Annotated in this window: 18 protein-coding genes; 7 read left to right on the forward strand and 11 right to left on the reverse strand. The window is 38.3% G+C overall.

What is annotated here, in order from left to right:
* The first annotated feature begins 398 nt into the window (after window positions 1-398).
* Window positions 399-1664, forward strand: coding sequence for an L-lactate MFS transporter (locus J2S74_RS15460; RefSeq protein WP_307326944.1), 1266 nt, complete (start codon window positions 399-401; stop codon window positions 1662-1664).
* A 224-nt stretch (window positions 1665-1888) separates the two neighbouring features.
* On the opposite strand, the gene J2S74_RS15465 is transcribed toward J2S74_RS15460, so the two are convergent.
* Window positions 1889-3013, reverse strand: coding sequence for a cysteine desulfurase family protein (locus tag J2S74_RS15465; RefSeq protein ID WP_307326946.1), 1125 nt, complete (start codon window positions 3011-3013; stop codon window positions 1889-1891).
* Window positions 3014-3146: 133 nt separating this feature from the next.
* Here J2S74_RS15465 and J2S74_RS15470 point away from each other — a divergent pair, with 133 nt between their 5' ends.
* A complete protein-coding gene (locus tag J2S74_RS15470) occupies window positions 3147-4298 on the forward strand; it encodes an MFS transporter (RefSeq protein WP_307326948.1) in 1152 nt (383 codons plus the stop codon).
* On the opposite strand, the gene J2S74_RS15475 is transcribed toward J2S74_RS15470, so the two are convergent.
* The gene (locus J2S74_RS15475; protein WP_307326950.1) at window positions 4249-5226 is read right to left on the reverse strand and encodes an alpha/beta hydrolase; all 978 of its coding nucleotides are present in this window, start codon (window positions 5224-5226) and stop codon (window positions 4249-4251) included. The two genes, J2S74_RS15470 and J2S74_RS15475, sit on opposite strands and share 50 nt — an antisense overlap.
* 405 nt (window positions 5227-5631) lie before the next feature.
* Window positions 5632-6162: a type 1 glutamine amidotransferase domain-containing protein gene (locus tag J2S74_RS15480; RefSeq protein ID WP_307327025.1), complete on the reverse strand. Its 531-nt coding sequence runs from the start codon at window positions 6160-6162 to the stop codon at window positions 5632-5634.
* A gap of 167 nt (window positions 6163-6329) precedes the next feature.
* Between J2S74_RS15480 and J2S74_RS15485 the strand changes: the two genes are divergently transcribed.
* Window positions 6330-7772 (forward strand): C40 family peptidase, encoded by a 1443-nt coding sequence (locus J2S74_RS15485; protein ID WP_307326952.1) that lies wholly within the window; start codon window positions 6330-6332, stop codon window positions 7770-7772.
* A 206-nt stretch (window positions 7773-7978) separates the two neighbouring features.
* On the opposite strand, the gene J2S74_RS15490 is transcribed toward J2S74_RS15485, so the two are convergent.
* Complete coding sequence (locus tag J2S74_RS15490) at window positions 7979-8617, reverse strand: HD domain-containing protein (RefSeq protein ID WP_307326954.1); 639 nt, start codon at window positions 8615-8617, stop codon at window positions 7979-7981.
* A 283-nt stretch (window positions 8618-8900) separates the two neighbouring features.
* On the opposite strand from J2S74_RS15490, the gene J2S74_RS15495 reads away from it, so the two are divergent.
* Window positions 8901-9914 carry a 2-oxoacid:ferredoxin oxidoreductase subunit gamma family protein gene (locus J2S74_RS15495; protein WP_307326957.1) on the forward strand — a complete coding sequence of 338 codons (1014 nt, stop codon included), beginning with the start codon at window positions 8901-8903 and terminating at the stop codon, window positions 9912-9914.
* Entirely contained in the window at window positions 9914-12214 is a 2301-nt protein-coding gene (locus J2S74_RS15500) for a thiamine pyrophosphate-dependent enzyme (RefSeq protein WP_307326959.1), read from the forward strand. The genes J2S74_RS15495 and J2S74_RS15500 overlap by 1 nt, the downstream gene beginning before the upstream one ends.
* Window positions 12215-12276: 62 nt before the next feature.
* Here the strand turns inward: J2S74_RS15500 and J2S74_RS15505 are convergent, their stop codons facing one another.
* Window positions 12277-13035, reverse strand: a complete 759-nt coding sequence (locus J2S74_RS15505) for a DUF3891 family protein (RefSeq protein WP_307326962.1) — start codon at window positions 13033-13035, stop codon at window positions 12277-12279.
* A 428-nt stretch (window positions 13036-13463) separates the two neighbouring features.
* Here J2S74_RS15505 and hcp point away from each other — a divergent pair, with 428 nt between their 5' ends.
* Complete coding sequence (gene hcp, locus J2S74_RS15510; RefSeq protein ID WP_307327027.1) at window positions 13464-14762, forward strand: hydroxylamine reductase; 1299 nt, start codon at window positions 13464-13466, stop codon at window positions 14760-14762.
* 235 nt (window positions 14763-14997) lie between these two features.
* Here hcp and yhfH read toward each other — a convergent pair whose 3' ends face one another.
* Complete coding sequence (gene yhfH / locus J2S74_RS15515; protein ID WP_307326963.1) at window positions 14998-15129, reverse strand: protein YhfH; 132 nt, start codon at window positions 15127-15129, stop codon at window positions 14998-15000.
* A gap of 500 nt (window positions 15130-15629) precedes the next feature.
* Between yhfH and J2S74_RS15520 the strand changes: the two genes are divergently transcribed.
* On the forward strand, window positions 15630-15806 hold the full coding sequence (locus tag J2S74_RS15520; RefSeq protein WP_307326965.1) for a hypothetical protein: 177 nt from the start codon (window positions 15630-15632) through the stop codon (window positions 15804-15806).
* A 103-nt stretch (window positions 15807-15909) separates the two neighbouring features.
* Here the strand turns inward: J2S74_RS15520 and J2S74_RS15525 are convergent, their stop codons facing one another.
* The 5 genes from J2S74_RS15525 to J2S74_RS15545 form a co-directional block, all read right to left on the reverse strand.
* Window positions 15910-16389: an RDD family protein gene (locus tag J2S74_RS15525; protein WP_307326968.1), complete on the reverse strand. Its 480-nt coding sequence runs from the start codon at window positions 16387-16389 to the stop codon at window positions 15910-15912.
* A 137-nt stretch (window positions 16390-16526) separates the two neighbouring features.
* The gene (locus J2S74_RS15530; protein ID WP_307326970.1) at window positions 16527-17312 is read right to left on the reverse strand and encodes a peptidoglycan amidohydrolase family protein; all 786 of its coding nucleotides are present in this window, start codon (window positions 17310-17312) and stop codon (window positions 16527-16529) included.
* Window positions 17313-17754: 442 nt separating this feature from the next.
* Window positions 17755-18927: a PstS family phosphate ABC transporter substrate-binding protein gene (locus J2S74_RS15535; RefSeq protein WP_307326972.1), complete on the reverse strand. Its 1173-nt coding sequence runs from the start codon at window positions 18925-18927 to the stop codon at window positions 17755-17757.
* 384 nt (window positions 18928-19311) lie between these two features.
* Window positions 19312-19512 (reverse strand): cold-shock protein, encoded by a 201-nt coding sequence (locus J2S74_RS15540; RefSeq protein WP_307326974.1) that lies wholly within the window; start codon window positions 19510-19512, stop codon window positions 19312-19314.
* A 163-nt stretch (window positions 19513-19675) separates the two neighbouring features.
* Window positions 19676-19915, reverse strand: a complete 240-nt coding sequence (locus J2S74_RS15545) for a DUF3231 family protein (RefSeq protein WP_307326975.1) — start codon at window positions 19913-19915, stop codon at window positions 19676-19678.
* Between the last annotated feature and the right edge of the window lie 144 nt (window positions 19916-20059).

Here is a 20059-nt window from a genome sequence, read left to right on the forward strand (position 1 = left end):
TTTCTCTTCTTCCCTTACCTGTAACATGAACGACTTATGAGACAGGTAAGCCTTTCTTTTCTTCCCTTATCTGTTTTATAAACGCCTTATGAGACGGGTAAGCTTTTCTCTTCTTCCCTTACCTGTTTTATGAACGACTTATGGAACAGGTAAGCTTTTCTTTATTCCCTTACCTGTTTCATGAACGACTTATGAAACAGGTAAGCCTTTTCCATATCCCCTTACCTGTTCCATCCTTCATAGTCCTTTCTCAAGACTGTTACTTCTCCTTTCATTTTGGTTGTTCATAAAAACTCCTTATTTTTGAAGGGGTAAGTTTGTGAAATAGTGTACAATGTAATTGAGAACTAATAGCTATTAGATTAATTTCCCACTTTGGTGAGATAAGGAGAATAAAAATGAATAAAACAAAAAATCGCTGGCTTATTGCCCTTTCAGCAGTAGGTATTCATATATCCATTGGTTCTGTTTATGCTTGGAGCGTTTATACCACTCCTATCATAGAGCAATTTGGTTGGAGCTTAACAGATGTTCAGCTTACCTTTAGTATAGCTATTTTATTTCTCGGTCTTTCAGCAGCTTTTTTAGGTCATTTTGTTGAAAAGTACGGCCCCAGAAAAGCAGGAATCCTTTCTGCATGTTTCTTCGGAATTGGAATATTTGGTTCGGGCTTAGCGGTTTTGTTGGAAAACATTTACTTACTTTATTTGTTTTATGGTGTATTTGGAGGAATTGGGTTGGGAGTTGGTTATATTACACCAGTTTCAACGTTAGTTAAATGGTTTCCAGATAGAAGGGGATTAGCAACAGGATTAGCCATTATGGGATTCGGCTTCGCTTCCATGGTTAGCAGTCCTATTATTAATATGCTTATTAGTTCCGTAGGTCTCATGAATACCTTTTATATTTTAGGACTCTCCTATTTCGTTATCATTATCAGCTCTGCCCAATATTTAGCTCCACCGGAAAAGGGGTGGGTACCAAAGGGATTCAAAGCTAAAGGGAATAATACGCAAAAGGTTAAACAAGATCTCGCACAATTAACAGCAAATGAAGCCATTAAAACAAAACGATTCTGGTATTTGTGGGGAATGCTCTTTATTAATATTACATGCGGAATAGCCATTATTTCCGTGGCTTCTCCCCTCGCACAGGAAACAGTCGGTTTAAATACAGCTGCAGCAGCAACAATGGTTGGGCTTATAGGAGTATTTAACGGGATAGGACGTATTGCATGGGCATCCTTTTCTGATTATATCGGACGAACAAACACCTATATGGCATTCTTTATCATTCAAATTGTAGCCTACTTTACATTACCAAGTATATCCCATGTTCTACTCTTCCAAGTTATTTTATTCTTGGTTATGACATGCTATGGTGGTGGTTTTGCATCTATACCCGCTTATATTGGAGACCTTTTCGGTACCAAGCAGTTAAGTGCTATTCACGGTTATATGCTAACCGCATGGGCTGCTGCAGGTCTTGTTGGTCCTATCCTTACGGCATGGGTAAGGGAAACAACAGGCAGCTACCAAAGTATGCTTTATGTATTTGGAAGCCTATTTGTACTGGCTTTGGGCATAACCTTGTTAGTTCGCTCAGATATTAAGAAAATTCAACAGGAACAAAAAACAGCAGAACAAAAAGTACTAGCAAGCTAGGAACAAAAGCGCAAGCGCCTTGTCCACGAGCGACCAGCAAATGCATCTGCCCGATAAAAAGTGCTTTTTACTTTTAATCGGGCAGATCATTTGACCTCGAGCGAGTAGGCGCTGAAGCTAGACGTGATTAATAATAAATAAACTTTTCTACAAGAGTGAAAAATATAATTTCCTAAACCATGAAAAAAGTGCTAAGGACAGACCACTGTTCTTAGTACTTTTCATTATAATTTTGGTATTCTGTCTTTTAATAATGCTAATGTTTGATCTATTTCTTCTTTTGTAGTGTATCTGCCAAGACTAAAACGAATCGTCCCTTTTCCCATGTCCTTTGTGACACCCATCGCTTCCAAAACTTCCGATAATTGGACCTTTCCAGAATGGCAGGCTGCTCCTGTTGATGCAGCTATTTCAGGAATTTGCTCCAATACGTCTTGTCCAATATAGCCTTTGAAACTTACATTTAACGTATTGGGTAAAATGGAGCCTATTTCCCCATTTAGGACAATATTACTGCCATAATGGGAGGATAACTCCTTCCAAAAATAGTTTCTTAAAGGCTCAATCTTATTTTCTTCAGCATCTTTTTTCGCCAGTTCACATGCTTTACCAAGTCCTGCTGCAAGGAAGATATTTTCTGTTCCAGCCCTTCTACCCCCTTCATGGCCAGCACCATGAATAAAAGTTTCAATTGGGGTATTTTCACGAATAAATAACGCCCCAAATCCTTTAGGTGCATATAGCTTATGCCCAGCTATAGTTAGTAAATCCACATTTAAGTCTTTTACAGAAACGGGTACTTTCCCAATGGATTGGGAAGCATCAGTATGGATAAGGATGTCATTTCTCTTAGCAATTGCTGCAATTTCCTTAATTGGTTGAAGGGTACCTACCTCATTATTAGAATGCATAATTGATATAAGGATCGTTTCCTTTGTGATGGCCGCTTCTACCTGGGCAGGATGTACTCTTCCCGTTGAGTCTACAGGAAGATACGTTACCTTTGCTCCCTCCCCTTCTAAAAAACGGAGAGGATTCTTAACTGCAGGGTGTTCTATGGATGATGTAATAATATGCTTTCCCTTATTCCTTAAAGCATAATAAACACCCTTTATGGCATGATTATTCGATTCACTTCCACCGCTTGTGAAAATTATTTCGTCATTTTTTGCTGATAACAGTGCAGCAACTTGGGACCTTGCTTGATTTAGGATCTCCTTTGCATTTTTTGCAGCCCAATGGGAAGTAGATGGATTACCAAAATTACTTTCTAATAATGGGGTCATTACCTTAATAACTTCCGGATCGATGGGTGTACTGGCATTATAATCTAAATAAATACGATTCATGGGATCACCTTCTTTATTAATTACTTTTCTTTATTCTATCATAATGTCCCATTTTGACTATCACTTGGTGTAATTGTAAAGTTCAGGTATATTATTGATATAAAAAACATGGGAATTTAAAGGGTGGAATAAGATGCTTTTCTTTTTATATGCCATAATTATCGTAGTCTTTTTAGATACTTTCATTCAGTTGCCTATCATCTCACCTTATGCTCAACAACTTGGTGCCTCAGCATTTTTAACTGGGATGATTGTTGCCGTATATTCCTTAACAAACATGATCGGAAATGCCTTTTGCGGTCACTTAATCGATCGTTATGGAAGAAAAAAGCTCCTCCTAGTTGGCATGGGGCTCGTTACAATTATACTTCTACTCTATCCTGCTGTAAGTTCAGGGTGGGGATTATTTCTTATTCGATTCATCCATGGACTTGCTGGAGGGGCGTTGATCCCTGCCGCCTTTGCTTATTTAGGGGATTTATCTCCGGAAAAGGGAAGGGGAAAAAGGATGGCTTTCTCTGGTGCATCAATCGGAATAGCAGCAATCATTGGCCCAGCTATAGGTGGAATCATCTCTGCTAGATATACCATTGATATAGTTTTCTATTTAGTTGCCTTTTTATTTTTTGCTGCCTTCATAGGCGTAATGCTAGGCTTGAAGGAGACTGTTCCACTAAAAGAACAAAAGGAAAAGGTAGATATAAGGGACCTGTTTCTATTATTAAGAAATCCCACTATGTTTCAAGCCATTAACGGGGCTTTTGCATTAATGTTCAGCATGGGTATTCTTGCACATGCTCTTCCCTTAAAGGTGCAGAGCCTATACTTAAGCTCCGCCATTACAGGGATGCTCCTTAGTAGTTTCGGGATCGTTGCATTAATTATATTCCTTACGCCTATTAATAATATATTTGATAAATTTATCCCACAGCGCTTTATTTTAGGGGGATTATCGTTAATAAGCTTCGCCCTTTTATGCTTAACAGTGGTCAATAGTTTACCTTTAATGGTGGCAGTAATGATTGTATATGGAATTGGATTTTCCTTTGTCTTTCCATCCATGAACCGAATTGTTGTTGACATTTCATCTGAAGCGGACCGAGGAAAAGCCTTTGGAATTTTCTATGCCTCTTTCTCATTAGGAGTAGTCTTCGGATCCCTCCTATCAGGGGCAACATCCACCTCCGTTAGTACGCCATTTTTCATTGGAGGAATAGTAATGATGTTTCTATCCATTAGCTTTTGGGCTCTGCTCCAGTGGTCAAGTCATTTAAAAATGACTTAATTCTCCCATGTACTAGTTCTCTGATTTCAAACCGTTCGTTCAAAAGCTGATGTCTGGCCCCTTCAAAAAGGGCTACCTGAAAGTTTCGAGATTTTCGTTTATAGAAATGGAGATTTTTCCTCCAATCTACTGTAGTATCCTTTGTCCCCTGTAATATATAAACGGGCACTGTAGTGTAAGGACAATGGGTAAATTCATTTTGCCAATGCTGCAATGCCCGGATCCAATTTGCTTTTAACACTTTTACTTGAAGGGGGTCGTGTTTAACAAACTGACGATACACAAGATCATCAGAGTTCTTTTTAAAGGCTCTTTTTTGTTGAGGTAAAACTTTACCCGAAAGGAGCAACAGGCCCCTAAATAAATTCCACTGAAAGGGATAATATAGAGGTGCAACTAATAATAGCCTTTCAAGCTTGATTTTCTGTTCGGCACAAGCGTGAAATAATAGGGCTGCACCAGTACTATGGCCTAAACCGATAATTTTCACATCACCAAGAATACTTAAAATAGTCTCATATCCTTTACAGATAGCATCAATATAATCATCAAAGCTAGAAATCATACCCTTTTCTCCCTCAGAAAAACCATGCCCAGGTAAATCTAAGACGATAACTTGGAAGTTTTCTTGAAGTAATACATTAATCGTTCTACTCAACCCACCACTATGGTCTAGGTATCCATGTACTAAATAAACAGTTCCTTTTGGATTATCCTTTAGGAAGCATTGAAGAAATTGACGTTTCCCTTTTACAAGGATAAAGCCACAGCGGTAATCCTCTATTTTATCTACAGAAAGGTGATAAAAGGCTAAATATTTCTGCAACGCCTCACTCTTATAATGAGGATTACATTCAGAAAGAACAATATCTGATTCTTTTATTTGAGAAATCCAATTATATTCCTCAGCAAGCATAATAGATTTCACTCTTCCTTCCCCATTGCTTCTTTTAAGGCTTATTGCTGTTTAGGAGAATATAATGCGACTTGGATACGCTACAGGCGGACCAATCACGCCTAAAGGCAGCCCATGTCCTGGTTGCAACGCTTCCGTCTCCTCGGGAAACCCACCCTCCAGGGTCTTCAGATGTATTCCTGTCTCTTCCTCTACGAGCATCCCTTTGTAGCACATACGTCGAGACAACAGGTAGCTGTTTTATGAAGCCTCCTTCGTCGGTGGAGTCACCGCCATTCATTCCTTCGAGTTAATGAAAAGCAACAAATCTATGCGAAAATAGAGATTATATTAAAAATAAGATGTCTTACGACGTAATCTTTCTCTTTTAAATCATCCTGTCCTATTTATCTAAGTATAGGTTAGTTTCCGTTGTGTCTATTTTGTCAAATGGCCAAGCTTTTCTGCAAGTGTTTTACCATAGGCTGGTAAGTCTGGTGGTCTTCGGCTGGAGACAATATGTCCATCCACAACAACTTCTTCATTATGCCAAATTGCTCCAGCATTTTCCATATCGTCCTTGATACCAGGAGTACTAGTCACTTTACGACCTTGTACAATATTTGCAGATATTAACACCCATCCAGCATGACAAATTTGACCTATCAATTTTTGCTGCTGATCCATATAGTTAACCATACTCAACACTTCATCGTATCTTCTCAATTTATCTGGCGCCCATCCGCCGGGAATTAATAAAGCATCATATTCTTCAATGTTAATTTGCTGAAAACTGTAATCAGGCTTACATGGCACTCCATATTTACCTGTATAAATTTTGTTCGCATCTTTTGCAGCAAAGTGACAGATGGCTCCTGTTTCTTGTAATCGATAGTGGGGATACCAAAGCTCTAAATCTTCAAATTCATCCTCAATGACTGTTAAAACCTTCACTTCTGTTACTGACATGCTCTCATCCTTTCTATTAAATTTCCTTACTAGGTCATTCTTCCCTTTTTTTGTTTTTTCCAATCCACTTACCCTATTTGTTCTAATTATTATTGAAAAACATAAAATAATTTCAGCAGACATTTATCAAGGCTTTAGTAAGAGAAGAAACGGGAGGTTATTTTTAAATGTCTAAGTTCAACTTGAAAGACCATAAGGGTACAGTAATATTTACATCTGTCGTAGCAGGCGCAGCTCTAGCACCAATTCTTACTGGTCAGCTCCACCATGAAGGACAACAGGAAAAAAACACAGAAATTCGTAAACCTCTCACATCAAATGCTCCAGTAGAGACAATAAACCAGCATAGAATAAACCCAATCCATCCTCTTCAAAATGCAAGAGAACAATGGAATAGGACCAGTGAATCAAGCAGCAAAACTTTAACTGCATCTGCACACACTGAAAGAAATATAACCTTTAACAAAAAAATTGACTCACTTGATGACTTTCCTCCACTTAGATTAGTTTCTGAGGAAAGGGGTGACTCTGAAGAATTTAACCTTGCCTCAGAAATAAGGGAGATGAGGAGTGTCTGGCCAGAAGACACCCTTTTAAATGTGGGTGATGAAGGTCCAAAGGTGGAGACAATCCAACGACTTTTGAAGGAAATAGGCTATTTTATTCATGATGTAGATGGTGTATATAATACCAAGACAAAAAATGCTGTGCGACTTTATCAAAAGGATCATGGATTAATGATTGACGGGATTGTTGGAAATGAGACAATTACTCATTTAGTAGGAACAAAACAGGTTGTAACCTCAGATATTACGTTTGCTCAATATGATCAAGGGTCAAATGTTTTTTTTCCTGACGAAAACAGTGAGACTACTGTTTTTACAAATCAAAATAGCACGGATGGTATACAAAAGAAAGATAACGACATAGATGATCGAAGTTACTATAAATACGGTGACGTACATGAAGAAATTATAGAATTACAGGAGCTTTTAAATAAAGCCGGTTATTTCGAAGGTGTATTTGACGGAATATATGGGAGCAGCACACAACAAGCAGTCAGAATGCTTCAACGGGAACAAAACTTAACAGTAGACGGTCTAGCAGGTAATCAAGTATTCACCTTTTTAAGGTCAAATGATCTGAAGAAAATAGCAGAGAATCGGCAACAAGTACAGCAAAGTACTAGCACGTCTGCAGCTACTACCACTAGTACAAGTGCTTCCGTTGAAGGACAAGAAAGCTCAACTTCCTCTTCTACTGTCGAAAAAATTATTTCAAGAGCACAGGAACTCATTGGTTCCTCGTATCTATGGGGAGGTACAACACCAGCAGGTTTTGACTGCAGCGGATTTTTAGTTTATGTTTACAGGCACGCAGGAAAGGAATTGCCTAGAACAGTAGCCGATATTTGGAATGCTTCAAGTTCCGTTTCTTCTCCTAAAAGAGGGGACTTAGTTTTTTTCGAAACGTATAAGCCGGGCCCATCTCACGCAGGAATCTATTTAGGGGACGGTGCCTTTATTCATACAGGCTCATCTGGAACACAGATTTCATATTTAAATGAAACGTATTGGGAAAGAAGATACCTAGGTGCGAAAAGATTTTAGTTTTAATAGACTCTTTTAAAGGAATGTGTTTATTTTAAAACAGCAGTTGATTGAAGCGGAAGGGGGCAAGACTCCTGCGGGGAAAGCAACGACTGAAGACCCCGCAGGAACGAGGAGGCTGAAGCGAAATCAACATCAAAGTATAATAGCTTTAATAAACCCCTTTCCATACATTAAAACTGGAGAGGGGTTTATAGCTATCTTTTTCAAATTCCATTCCATTCGTTTAAAAACTGTGTTACGTAGTTTTCCATGAATTGATTTCTTTCATGGGCCAGTTGTATTCCCGTCTCCGTTTTCATTAAATCTTTGAGCTTAAACAGTTTTTCATAAAAATGATTGATTGCTGCCCCTTTTTCTCGGTATTGCTCCTTTGTCATTTTTTCACGGGGTTCTATATCAGAAAGATGCATGGCATCGCCATGGGCACCAGCATACATAAAGCATCGTGCTATTCCGATAGCACCGATTGCATCCAACCTATCAGCATCTTGAACAACCTTCCCCTCTAATGAAGTTGGTTCCGTATTATTTCCTCCTTTAAAGGAAACAGTTTTGATAGATGACATAATCTGTTCTGAAATGGATGGGGAAACTCCCTGTTCCTCCAACCAATCCTTAACTTTATCCATCCCTTTTTCCTCACTAGTATTAAATTTTTCATCAGCTACATCATGGAGTAATGCCGCCAGTTCACAAACGAATAAATTAGCCCCTTCCTTTTTAGCTATATACAATGCATTCTTCCTGACACGGTCTGTATGAAACCAATCATGCCCTGTAGAGTCCTCTACAAACAACTCCTTTACCCACAACTCTGCATTTTCAACAATTTTACTTTCCATTCCTAATCACTCCTTTTTTGTATGATTATACAATCAAATTAAGACCCCTTTTATGTAACCAATCACTGTATCAACCTGTGTTATACAATGCACAAATCTGTATTACATTAAAGATAGTAATTAAATCCACAAAAATCAAGAGGTTTCCTCTTAGTGAAAAAAGTGTATTAATAAATATTTGTTAACGTTTTGTGAATATGTGAGGAAAATCACTTCATTCCCTTTTTGTATTTTCTATAATGCTAATAGGGAGTTATCTCATTTTTTTCGAGGGGGATATTAAATGTCTATTTTACCAAAAAAGAACGAGCTTGGCTTTTTTGAAATTCGCTTAGAGTCGATAGGCGGATTAGGAGCTAACTTAGCAGGAAAAATGTTAGCAGAAGCCGGTGTACTCGGATTAGGATTAAACGGTTCCAATTTCTCTTCCTATGGTTCAGAGAAAAAGGGTTCACCTGTTAAATCATTTGTACGCTTCTGTGATGCAGAAACAGAAATTCGCGATCACTCGCCAATTGAGCAACCGCATGTTATAGGAGTGTTTCATGAAGCACTTTATAAAATGATTGACGTTGTAAGCGGTTTAAACGCAGATGGTATTGTTCTAGTAAATACGAAGCGTGATTTTGACGTCGTAAAGGAAGATTTAAAACTGGATTATGGAACGCTAGCGATTGTGGATGCATTGAAGATTGCTAATGAAGAAAAAACAAAAGTTAATACAGCTATGCTTGGGGCACTTTACCGTATTCTTGATTTCTTAGATCCAGAGGAAATGAAAAGTGTTATTCGCCGCACTTTCGAAAAGAAGTATCCTCATCTAGTGGAACCAAATATCCGCACATTTGAACGGGGTTACAATGAGGTTGCCTTTAAAACCTATGAAGTTCCTCCTGGAGCTAAAAGTAAGGAGTTTACTAGATTTCAGCCTAGACTTGGATATGAGACGCAAGTAATGGGCGGTATTATAACAGCACAAGCAAATAGCATTCAAAAGGATTTAAGTGGTTCCCGTCAAGGCTTCCTCCCTTCCTACGCTGCAGAAGAATGTATTCATTGCGCAGCCTGTGATACGGTATGCCCAGACTACTGTTTTGTATGGGAAGAGGGAGAAGACAAACGAGGCCGTAAGCAAATGTTTCTTAAAGGAATTGATTATCAATATTGTAAAGGATGCCTCAAATGTGTGGATGCCTGTCCAACGGATGCACTAAAGGATATGGAAGAGGCACTTGGTTACGCTGACAAACATCAAGTAAAGCATAGCTTCTCACTTGTAACAGGAGGTGTTCAATAATGGCAACTTTAGAAAATCAATTAGAGAATAAGAAAACAGGTTCTGCAGAACAGATTACTACCTTTGAATCTGGTAACGAAATGGCAGCAACTGCTGCGGCTCAAATAAATTATCACTTAATGGGTTACTTCCCTATAACACCATCGACAGAAGTAGCACAATATTTGGACTTAATGAAATCGAAAGGATTACATGATATTGAACTAGTTGCTGCAGACGGAGAACACGGTTCCGCCGGAATTTGCTTCGGTGCTGCAACGACCGGGGCCCGTGTATTTAATGCTACAAGTGCTAATGGCTTCCTTTATATGATCGAACAACTTCCCGTTCAATCTGGACTACGTTTTCCAATGGTTATGAATCTTGTCACTCGTGCCGTCAGTGGTCCATTAGATATTCGTGGTGACCACTCGGACCTTTATTATGGTTTAAATACGGGTTGGGTTATTTTAACGGCACGGACACCTCAAGCCGTATATGATATGAACATTATGGCTTTGAAACTATCAGAACATGAAGATGTTCGCTTACCTGTTATCGTTGCTTATGATGGTTTTTACACATCCCATCAAAAACGTAAAGTAAACTATTTTAAAGAACGCAAGGATGTGCAAGCCTTTGTAGGTGAGACACCTAAAGGATACCCAATTGCTACAGATAAAAATAACCCTGTTACAATCGGTGCTCATATGAACGGGGACGATTTACTAAATAATAGTTTCCAACAATCGGAAGCGTTGTATCGTGCTTATGATGTATATAAAGAAATCAGTGCTGAGTACGAAGAGTTATCTGGCCGTAAATACGAGGTGCTGGATTTATATGGTATGGAGGATGCTGAGATAGCTTTGTTCTTACTAAACTCAGCTGCAGAATCATCAAAGGATGTTGTAGACCGTTTACGTGCTAAAGGTATTAAGGCTGGTGTCATCAGCCCAAATATTATTCGCCCTTTCCCTGCTGAGGAGATTCGTAACGCATTGAAAAATGTGAAAGCTGTACTCGTTGGAGAGCGCGCTGATTCGTACGGTGGAAATGGTGCAAACTTAACACATGAAGTAAAATCTGCCCTGCAAGATGATAAGGATAACAAAACCATTGTATTAAGCAGAGTTTTTGGTTTAGGCGGAAAAGATTTCTATGCAGACGACGCAGAAAAGTTTTTCCAAATGGCAATAGATGCTGCCGAACTTGGCTACGCATTGAAGCCTTTCGACTATTATGGGAAAACGCCAGGGGAGCCAGAAAAGCGTTTAGAGCAAGTTATTAAACCAATGACAGGTGACACATATAAAACTGGTCTCATTAAAGTGACGGAAGATGAAGAATCTGGAAAGTTGAAGGTGCGCATACCTCCATTACGTCAATTAACCACGAAGCCGAAGCGTTTCGCATCTGGTCATGGCGCTTGTCCTGGCTGCGGAATCTTCCCTGGGTTGGAGTTATTCTTTAAGGGAATTGAAGGCGACTGTGTCATTCTATTCCAAACTGGGTGTGGGTACGTGGTAACAAGTGCTTATCCGTACACTTCTCATAAACAGTCATTCATTCACAACCTCTTCCAAAATGGCCCTGCCACCTTGTCCGGTGCTGTAGAAGCCTTTATGGAAATGAAGCGCCGAGGTGAAGTGGATATCGACGATGATTTTACCTTTGTTATGGTAACGGGTGACGGCGGAATGGATATTGGTATGGGATCAGCCATAGGTACTGCTTTACGTAACCATAAAATGATCATCTTGGAATATGATAACGAAGGGTACATGAATACAGGTTCTCAGATGTCTTACTCTACCCCTATCGGTCATATGACAAGTACGACAACCGTTGGTAAAAATAAGCCAGGTAAAGCTTTCCATCATAAGGATACGGCGCAAATTATGGCAGCAACAAACATTCCTTATGTATTTACTGGAACAGAAGCTTTCCCTCAAGATTTAATTAAAAAGGCTGCAAAAGCTCAATGGTATGCACAAAACGTTGGATTAGTATACGGTAAAATATTGATCACTTGTCCGTTAAACTGGAAGTCCGACGACCGTGATGGTGAAAAAATCATGCAGGCAGCTGTAGATTCTTGCTTCTTCCCACTATATGAAATTGAGCAAGGAGAAACTAGTATCACGTATAACCCTGAAGCGAAAAACAAGCGTATTGAGTTAACAGAATGGTTAAAGTATATGGGTAAAACGAAGCATCTGTTGAAAGAAGAGAATAAACATGTGTTAGCTGACTTTGAAAACGAAGTGGAACGTCGTTGGAAAAAGTTAAAAGTGAAGCACGAAACACCATTTATCTAATAGTGTTACGGGCTTTATGGAAAAAGGCTTGGAGAGGTCGACGCTCCAAGCCTACTTTCCCTTTATTCCATAGGTACAAATGCAATAGAATGGTATTGTTTATTTTCTCTATTATATTTATTTTGAAAATCCTTCTCACTTACATTTCCTTTTTCTATCGTTTTATATGGAATAGTCACTTCTACATTCGGCCCTTTGAATGGATAAGGAGTGATCCCAACCTTATCCTCCCCTATCCATTTGGTGTAGAAATTATTATTACCAACTGGTGCTAGCTGCTGAGGGAATCCATTTTTAAACCAAGGATATTCCTTTTCTTTTGAGCTCCCCCATTCATTCATACAAAGATATAAGGATAAATTGTCACAGAGCTGCAGTAAATCAAATTGAAAGTGAACCTCCTCTTCCTTTACGGAAAGGAATTTATATAAATGATTTTGTCGATCCAGCTCCTCCTGTTTAAATATTACTCCAGCCTCATCCAACTTCCCACGGAAAAAACTACTATAATGAAGGCTTATCAAAAGGGCTGCATATGGGTTCACAAGTATCATTTCCTCAATACCTCTTCGATAAGCGGCAATCTTATCCTTCAACGGATAATCTGTAAAAGAAGCCGGTTCTCCTGCTACAAAAACAATATTTTTATCAAGCTCTTTCCAGCAGGCATCATGTTGTTCTATTGCTAATTCAACAGAACACCTTCTCCCCTCTCCTATAAATAATTCCTCATTCCATTCCTTTGCTAGAATACCGGATATAAGAGCATGGTCGTGCTGCTCAATCAACATATATTCCCCATTTTGTTCCCTCACAATCATTCCTTCCATCTCCCCTTTTCATAGACATCACGGAATAACTATCTTTTCCCATTATATCCCGAGGTCACTGAAAAAGTTAATCTGAAAAGTACATGGCTTGAATCTCTTACAGGCGGAAGCTTTGCGACGCTGGAGTCACCCCCTTCTTCCTCTCCAAGCTATAAAAAAAGCAATAGCGTTTACGAAAACAGCCTTCACTCGGGGAGTCGACTGAAGTGTGTTTTATGTATTCATAGATTCTGTTTCAATTCACAATCTTTTAGAAAGTTATACAAAATTCCTTATTTATGACGGTTTTGTGAAGCCTCGATTTTGTGATTTTTTTCACCGTCAACGATATATTTACACTGTATTATATACATATATAAATTAGTTTACGATTGAACAATCTTATTTAACCATTTTATAGGAGGATTTCATAAATGAATATGTTTTGTCACCAATGCGAACAAACACCTACTGGGGGATGTACAATTATGGGAGTATGTGGTAAGGCTCCTGACATTGCAAGCCTTCAAGATACTATTATCTTCGGTTTAAAGGGAGTTGCAGCCTATGCTACTCATGCAAGACAATTGGGCTACACGGACCCTGAAGTTGAAAAGATTACTCAAGAAGCACTCTATCTAACCTTAACAAACTCAAATTTTAACATGCAAGAGCATGTGGAAATGGCGTTAAAGGTTGGGGAAGCAACCGTACGCGTAATGGATCTCTTAGATAAAGCCCATACAGATCGTTTGGGTATTCCAGAGCCTATTGAAATCAGCCAAAATAAAGTAGAAGGTAAAGCCATTGTTGTCACTGGTCACAACCTTTTTGCCTTAGAAGAGCTATTAAAGCAAACCAAAGGAAAAGGTATTAATATTTACACTCACTCAGAAATGTTACCTGCACACGGATATCCACATCTAAAGAAATATTCTCACTTGAAAGGTAATATCGGTAAAGCTTGGTTCGATCAACGACGGCTATTTGAGAAGTTTCCAGGGGCTATTTTAGCAACCACGAACTGTGTTATGCCTATTAAAGGTTCCTATGCTGATCGATTCTTCTCTTATGAAATCGCAGGTCTTGAGGGTGTAGCCAAAATCGTAAATGATGATTTCACCCCTCTTATCAATCGTGCCTTAGAGCTTCCAGAAGCTAATATGGAATCTGAGGAAAAGTTAACTACCGGTTTCCATCATGAAACGGTCCTTGGAATTGCTCCTGAAATAATTGATGCTGTTAAAGCTGGGAAGATTAAGCGTTTCTTTGTAATAGCGGGCTGTGATGCACCAGGAAAGGGTGGAGAATATTATCGGGAGTTAGCAACATCTCTCCCTCCAGAAACAGTTATTTTAACTACTTCCTGTGGAAAGTTCCGATTCAATGATGTGGACTATGGTAAGGTTCCTGGCACTGATATTCCAAGATATATTGATCTTGGACAATGTAATAACTCTGGTTCAACAGTAAAGATTGCCATGGCCCTTGCTGATGCATTTGACTGTGAAGTTAACGAATTGCCAGTAAGCATTGTTTTATCTTGGTTTGAGCAAAAAGCAGTAGCTATCCTCCTTGGATTATTCAGCTTAGGAATTAAAGATATTCGTATTGGACCGAAGCCACCAGAATTTATTTCTGAAGGTGTTTTGCATCACCTACAAGAAACCTTTAACCTGCAGCTCATTGGAAATGCCCAAGAAGATATGGAAAATATGCTAGGTTTAGTTAGAGCTTAATTACTCAACTGCAAAAATTCACTACATTGCCCACTATGAGAAAGCTACCCATAGTGGGCTTATCCGTTTCGAACTGGAATTATAAGACGGGGAAGTCTCTAGCCCCTTCCTTTACCTGTTTCATGAACCCTCTATAATACATTTAAAGGCACCTTTTCTTTTTAAAAAATTTCAGTTTTACATATTTAAGCAAAAAATACCCGCCTTCTGTTATACAGAAAGCGGGTACATTCTTTTAACGGATTTCCCCTTCGCAATTCTCACAGTGGTGAGAATAGCAATCAGCCATTTCTTCAATTCGTTCCCCGCATTTTGCACATTCTTTTGGTGGTAAATTTCTAAAGAACTCAGTACTGGACATGATCATCGTAAATTCCCTCCATCCCTTAAAGTTCATTTTACACTCTTATTGTAGTATAACAACACCATCAAAACAACGAACTATCCTATGACAAAATGAACATTATGTGAATGTTTGTTTAAAAATACAACTACATTCACCACTATTAATAACATAATTATGTTACTAACAGTATTACTGTGATAATTACAACGACTTATGTTTTTTATTATTATATAACAGTATATGTCTCTTGTCATTGAATAATTACATTGTTCTTTAAAAAATATATGTTACCTTTTTCACAATTAAGTTCTCCCTTATTATGTTCAATAGAAACCATTTATATTATTAATACTAATGGAAGTTTTGGGTAGCTTAAGGAGTAATTATTTTTGGAAAGTAAGCCATTTAAAATTGAAATCATATCTCTTATCTACGTTTTCTTACAAATGTTGCTTGTTTCTTAAAAGCAATCTATAATAAAATATGTATGACTGAAAGGAAGAATAGGGGGATTTATAAATATGCTTAAACGTTTCTTATCTGCATCACTAATTTTACTTTTACTTCTGGTCACACCAATTTCTACAGCATTAGCTGCAGGGGCAGATAACGGTGGTGCATCTCTTATGGAAGGACCCTTTGTTATTTTAGCTTTCGCAACAATAATTATCATGATTTATTATTGTTTCCGCGATTAATTGGAATGTTGTACATAAAGAGCAGAGACCTCCCTTTTTAGGTCTCTGTTTTTTTCTGCACAAAAAAGAAGCCGTCACAATGAAACAGCTTCTCTTCTTCATACTATTCTAATAAATAGACACCTGTCATTCGATCATACAATGGTCTTTTTCCTTTACCAATTAACAACATAAATAATGTTGGGAACAGGACAAGCTTGAGCAACTCCCTTTTCAAATATTGTCCCTTTGTTATTTCGTTTGCGTTTTCGTCTAATAAATATAACCCTACCATTTTCATTCCAATGGTTTGACGTTTAAAGGCTGGCAAAATAAAGTGGAACACGATAGCTGTAAGGCTCAATACTACAGTATTTATGATTACTAAATGAAATTCATATTCATAAATATAATCCATTAACTGTGTTAACGTAGCATCATCCGGAGCATTACTTCTAGAAACGACCCACCAGGTTGAAACACTACCAACTAAGCAAAGGACCACAAGTAACGAGAACATATCATAAAAAAATGCAATGACTCGCTGAGAAAATCCAGCGTAATATCTTTCATCAAGCATTTTCTTTACCCATTTATCCTCCATCTAATCTCTCCCTTTTGTCCCTTTTCTATTTTTACGTATAAAGAACAAAAAGGTTTCATCCTTATAGCAAGTTTTCAGTTTTACCATAATGTAACAAAAATAAAATAGACTACCATCCAGGTGCAGCCTAACACTTATCAAAATTTAATTTTAAAGGAATGATCTGGATGTTCATAAATAAGTGTAAAGTTCTTATCTTTCTTTAGCTGCTCATCTAAATTTTGTGGGGAAAACCATAAACCATCATGTTCGAATTTGTAATTTGCACCGTAATAATAGCAAACCCAAATAAGTTTTGAACAATAGATGGCGTTCCACAGGTCTTTCATACTGGAGGGAATAAAAGAAAATACCGGACGATTAATGCCTTTTTTCAAATTTTCTTGATATTTTTCGTAATAAGATAACCCCCACTCCACCGCCTGTTGTCCCATTTTTTCATCAAGCGGACGGTAAAGGGCATACCACTCATGATCCTTAAAAAAGCTATTGATGGAATTTATGGCAATGCTATCGGCGCTATAGTCCGATTCTAACATATATTTTTCATCGATAATTAGTGCAGAATGACCCATGTAACCGTCAGGGATTCCTTTTTTATTGTCACTTGCAACAATAATATCTCCAGTCTTATAATCATGTTTTTGGGGCTCCCTCACTAACTTCTCCCTAGCCACGTCAATAGAGTAAAAGGTTTCTTCCTCATATTGGGTAATCTTGTTCTCACCAATTAAACGTAGGATATGTGCTCCTTTTGGAAGCTTATCCTTACGTAAATAAATATCATCATCCGTACCAAATGTTTTCAGTTTTAGCTCATCTAAAAAAACATGAATATATGAAAATGTATTAGGTTTAGGTCGGATAATAATGTATGGACGATTACTGTAAACATTAAAATTAGGGGGGTATAAAGAAAACAAAAAACCTCCTCCTTTCCCATCTAGTGTATGCATGAGTTAGGCAGAGGTTCATTCTTACGTCTTCTATTACACTTACTTATCCTTGGCCGCAATCTTTACAAAGGTAGCTAGGAGTGGGTTTTCATAGCTATCTTTTTTGCGACGAGTAACCGCAGGAGCAACCGCGCGGCGAGCGGAGCCATTGCCGGCACTTTTCATATTCCATGGTGCAAATTTTAACTTGCATGGAGGTCTACTCTGAGAATTCGAATCTGGTTGTCATCCACTACGGTCCACTCCCTTTCCGCGGACGACCTGTCAAGCCCCCACGTGCTTTGCCCTGTGTGGTCTTGGCTTGCTCGTTCTTCCGCAGGAGTGTCGTGGACCTTCGCTCATTCCAATGCAGACTAAAATTTTCATTCTCCATGGTGCAAAATTCCTATTGGAGGTCTACCTATAATTTTTAATTTATAGGAACGTAACCTGTTTTTTCTATAATATATTGACCTTGGTCTGATAGGATCCATTCGATTAATTCCTCTACATGGGGGTTCTCTGTTCCTGCTGTTATGACATAGAATTCTGCTGCAATAGGATATTGACCGTTGCGAATGGATTCCTTATCTGGGAAAACGCCTTCCACCTCTAGATGTTTAATTTCTCCATTTTGAACCATTTCTGTGGAGTAATAGCGGAAGGAATAACCAATGGCATTTCTATGATTACGATAGTTAGATGTTTGATTAATAATACCTCCCATTCCTCCCACAACATCCTCAGTAGGTGCTTCCATTAAAGGAATATCTCCCATTAAGTTTTCCAATGCTGTTTGACTCCCGCTGTCGTCTGGTCGTTGGAAGGCCCTGATTGCTTCATTATTTCCACCGACCTCACTCCAATTTGTAATCTCTCCAGAATAGATCCCTTGAATTTGTTCGATGGTCAGCCCCTCTACCGGGTTTCTAGCATTGACAAAAAACACAAATGCTTCACGGCCAATTGGTGTTAATTCCAGCTCCACTCCCCTCGCTTCCGCCATTTGGAGCTGTCGGTTTGAAGGCCCCGCTGCAAAAATAATATCGACTCTGCCATTAATTAAATTTGTGTAGGCTTGGTTAGTTTTAGTGGCGAGAACTTCACTAGAGCCTTCCCAATAAGGGTCGTAATCCTTTTCTGGATATACAGCTCTAGCAAAGGCAGAATAAACTGGATAAAGTGCCGTTGCACCATCTAAGATTGGAAGATCATTTTCTATTTTTAATGTGGATTCTTCTTCGAGAGACACCGCTTTTGTCCCTTCACGAAACGGCTGATATTCGTATAAATTAACCTCCCCTTCCTCAACCATAACGAGGCTTTCTTGATAGGATTCATACATCCATATACTCAGAAAGCTTAAAATACATATGCTGAAAAAACTTATGCTGCTTATTCGAAGGGGTTTCTTGCTCAGGATATTAAATACTGCAAGTATAAAAAAGAGAATACAGCCTAGAGCAGTAATGATAATAATAGGGATTAAAAAACGATTAGCACTAGTAAAGGAAGCATAAATAATAGCAACGAAACCAGCAAATAAAAATAGACCTGTGAAAAAAACGGTATAAACAAACTTTACTCCTATTGAATCGTTCATAGCAATTTCTCCTCATTCCTTTCGTCCATAACGTACTTCTTTTGAAAGATTACAAAAAAATACCTTTTATATCCATATTGAACTATTCTCCAGCTAGGATCCTTATACCTTCTTTATAAGATAATACATATTTTATGTTCCTCTCTTTGCATAAGGCTATTTATCTGATTCCGTGGACATTGCTTCTTCGAAATAACGTCGATTTGTCTCGACGGATACACTACAAAGCTAAGCTTGCAGAGGAAGAGACAGTCTCGGATCTTCCCCTCAAATCAAAAGTCTAAAAAATCAACATTATCCTTAACAGAGCCTTGCATAATAAAAACAGACCTATCATGTGAATAGTTCTCACATGATAGGTCTGTTGTGGCGTTTTATATTGGATTATACTTTACGTACGTTAGTAGCTTGAGGGCCTCTTTGGCCATCTTCAATGTCAAAGGTAACTTCTTGACCTTCGTCTAGAGATTTATATCCTTCACCTTCAATTGCTGAAAAGTGAACAAACACATCGTCTCCACCATCACGTTCAATAAATCCAAAGCCTTTCTCACTGTTAAACCATTTTACTTTACCTTGTTCCACTTCTGTTCCTCCTTGAATGTTGCAAATAATTGTATTAAGCTTGTCCTTCAAATTAAGCTTGCATATTTATAGTACCCAGCAGAATCTTTTTTAAACATATTGTACCAATTTTATTTTATGGAATTGATGAATACGTTTACTCATTTTAATAGTCAAAAGGCATTTATCTTATTATTTCTATCATTGGTGGCTGCTCCAGCCAATTATTTTTTATCATTAAGTTTACCCCATCATCGGAGTAGCCTAGCATTTCGGTGATTAACTGACTGTACTTCGCACCTATATCCCTTCTCATGGCAGTAGCAAGACTAAATCCGTATTGCTCTATCCCTACTCCAGTCAACAATCCCCCATGAAACATAAGAAGTTTACCTGAAAAGGGAGACACTTTCGTATCTGTCACTAACGTATACCATGGTGTGTAGCGTTGGACAAATCATATTCGTCGAGAATCTTACGAAACTGTTGAGACATTTTTAAGCTTATTTCTTTCCCACGAGTAAGGTAATTTTGGACTTCTTTTGACTTTGCCACTTAGTGAAAAAAC

Source organism: Evansella vedderi, from assembly GCF_030813435.1.
Classification (GTDB): Bacteria; Bacillota; Bacilli; order Bacillales; family Salisediminibacteriaceae; genus Evansella; species Evansella vedderi.

Excerpts from the sequence above, each read along its gene's own strand:
- J2S74_RS15525 (WP_307326968.1), bottom strand. The coding sequence starts at position 16,389 with ATGGAGGATAAATGGGTAAAGAAAATGCTTGATGAAAGATATTACGCT.
- J2S74_RS15495 (WP_307326957.1), top strand. The coding sequence starts at position 8,901 with ATGTCTATTTTACCAAAAAAGAACGAGCTTGGCTTTTTTGAAATTCGC.
- J2S74_RS15480 (WP_307327025.1), bottom strand. The coding sequence starts at position 6,162 with ATGTCAGTAACAGAAGTGAAGGTTTTAACAGTCATTGAGGATGAATTT.
- J2S74_RS15460 (WP_307326944.1), top strand. The coding sequence starts at position 399 with ATGAATAAAACAAAAAATCGCTGGCTTATTGCCCTTTCAGCAGTAGGT.
- J2S74_RS15490 (WP_307326954.1), bottom strand. The coding sequence starts at position 8,617 with ATGGAAAGTAAAATTGTTGAAAATGCAGAGTTGTGGGTAAAGGAGTTG.
- yhfH (WP_307326963.1), bottom strand. The coding sequence starts at position 15,129 with ATGATCATGTCCAGTACTGAGTTCTTTAGAAATTTACCACCAAAAGAA.
- J2S74_RS15535 (WP_307326972.1), bottom strand. The coding sequence starts at position 18,927 with ATGAACGATTCAATAGGAGTAAAGTTTGTTTATACCGTTTTTTTCACA.
- hcp (WP_307327027.1), top strand. The coding sequence starts at position 13,464 with ATGTTTTGTCACCAATGCGAACAAACACCTACTGGGGGATGTACAATT.
- J2S74_RS15465 (WP_307326946.1), bottom strand. The coding sequence starts at position 3,013 with ATGAATCGTATTTATTTAGATTATAATGCCAGTACACCCATCGATCCG.
- J2S74_RS15500 (WP_307326959.1), top strand. The coding sequence starts at position 9,914 with ATGGCAACTTTAGAAAATCAATTAGAGAATAAGAAAACAGGTTCTGCA.
- J2S74_RS15470 (WP_307326948.1), top strand. The coding sequence starts at position 3,147 with ATGCTTTTCTTTTTATATGCCATAATTATCGTAGTCTTTTTAGATACT.
- J2S74_RS15485 (WP_307326952.1), top strand. The coding sequence starts at position 6,330 with ATGTCTAAGTTCAACTTGAAAGACCATAAGGGTACAGTAATATTTACA.
- J2S74_RS15505 (WP_307326962.1), bottom strand. The coding sequence starts at position 13,035 with ATGATTGTGAGGGAACAAAATGGGGAATATATGTTGATTGAGCAGCAC.
- J2S74_RS15520 (WP_307326965.1), top strand. The coding sequence starts at position 15,630 with ATGCTTAAACGTTTCTTATCTGCATCACTAATTTTACTTTTACTTCTG.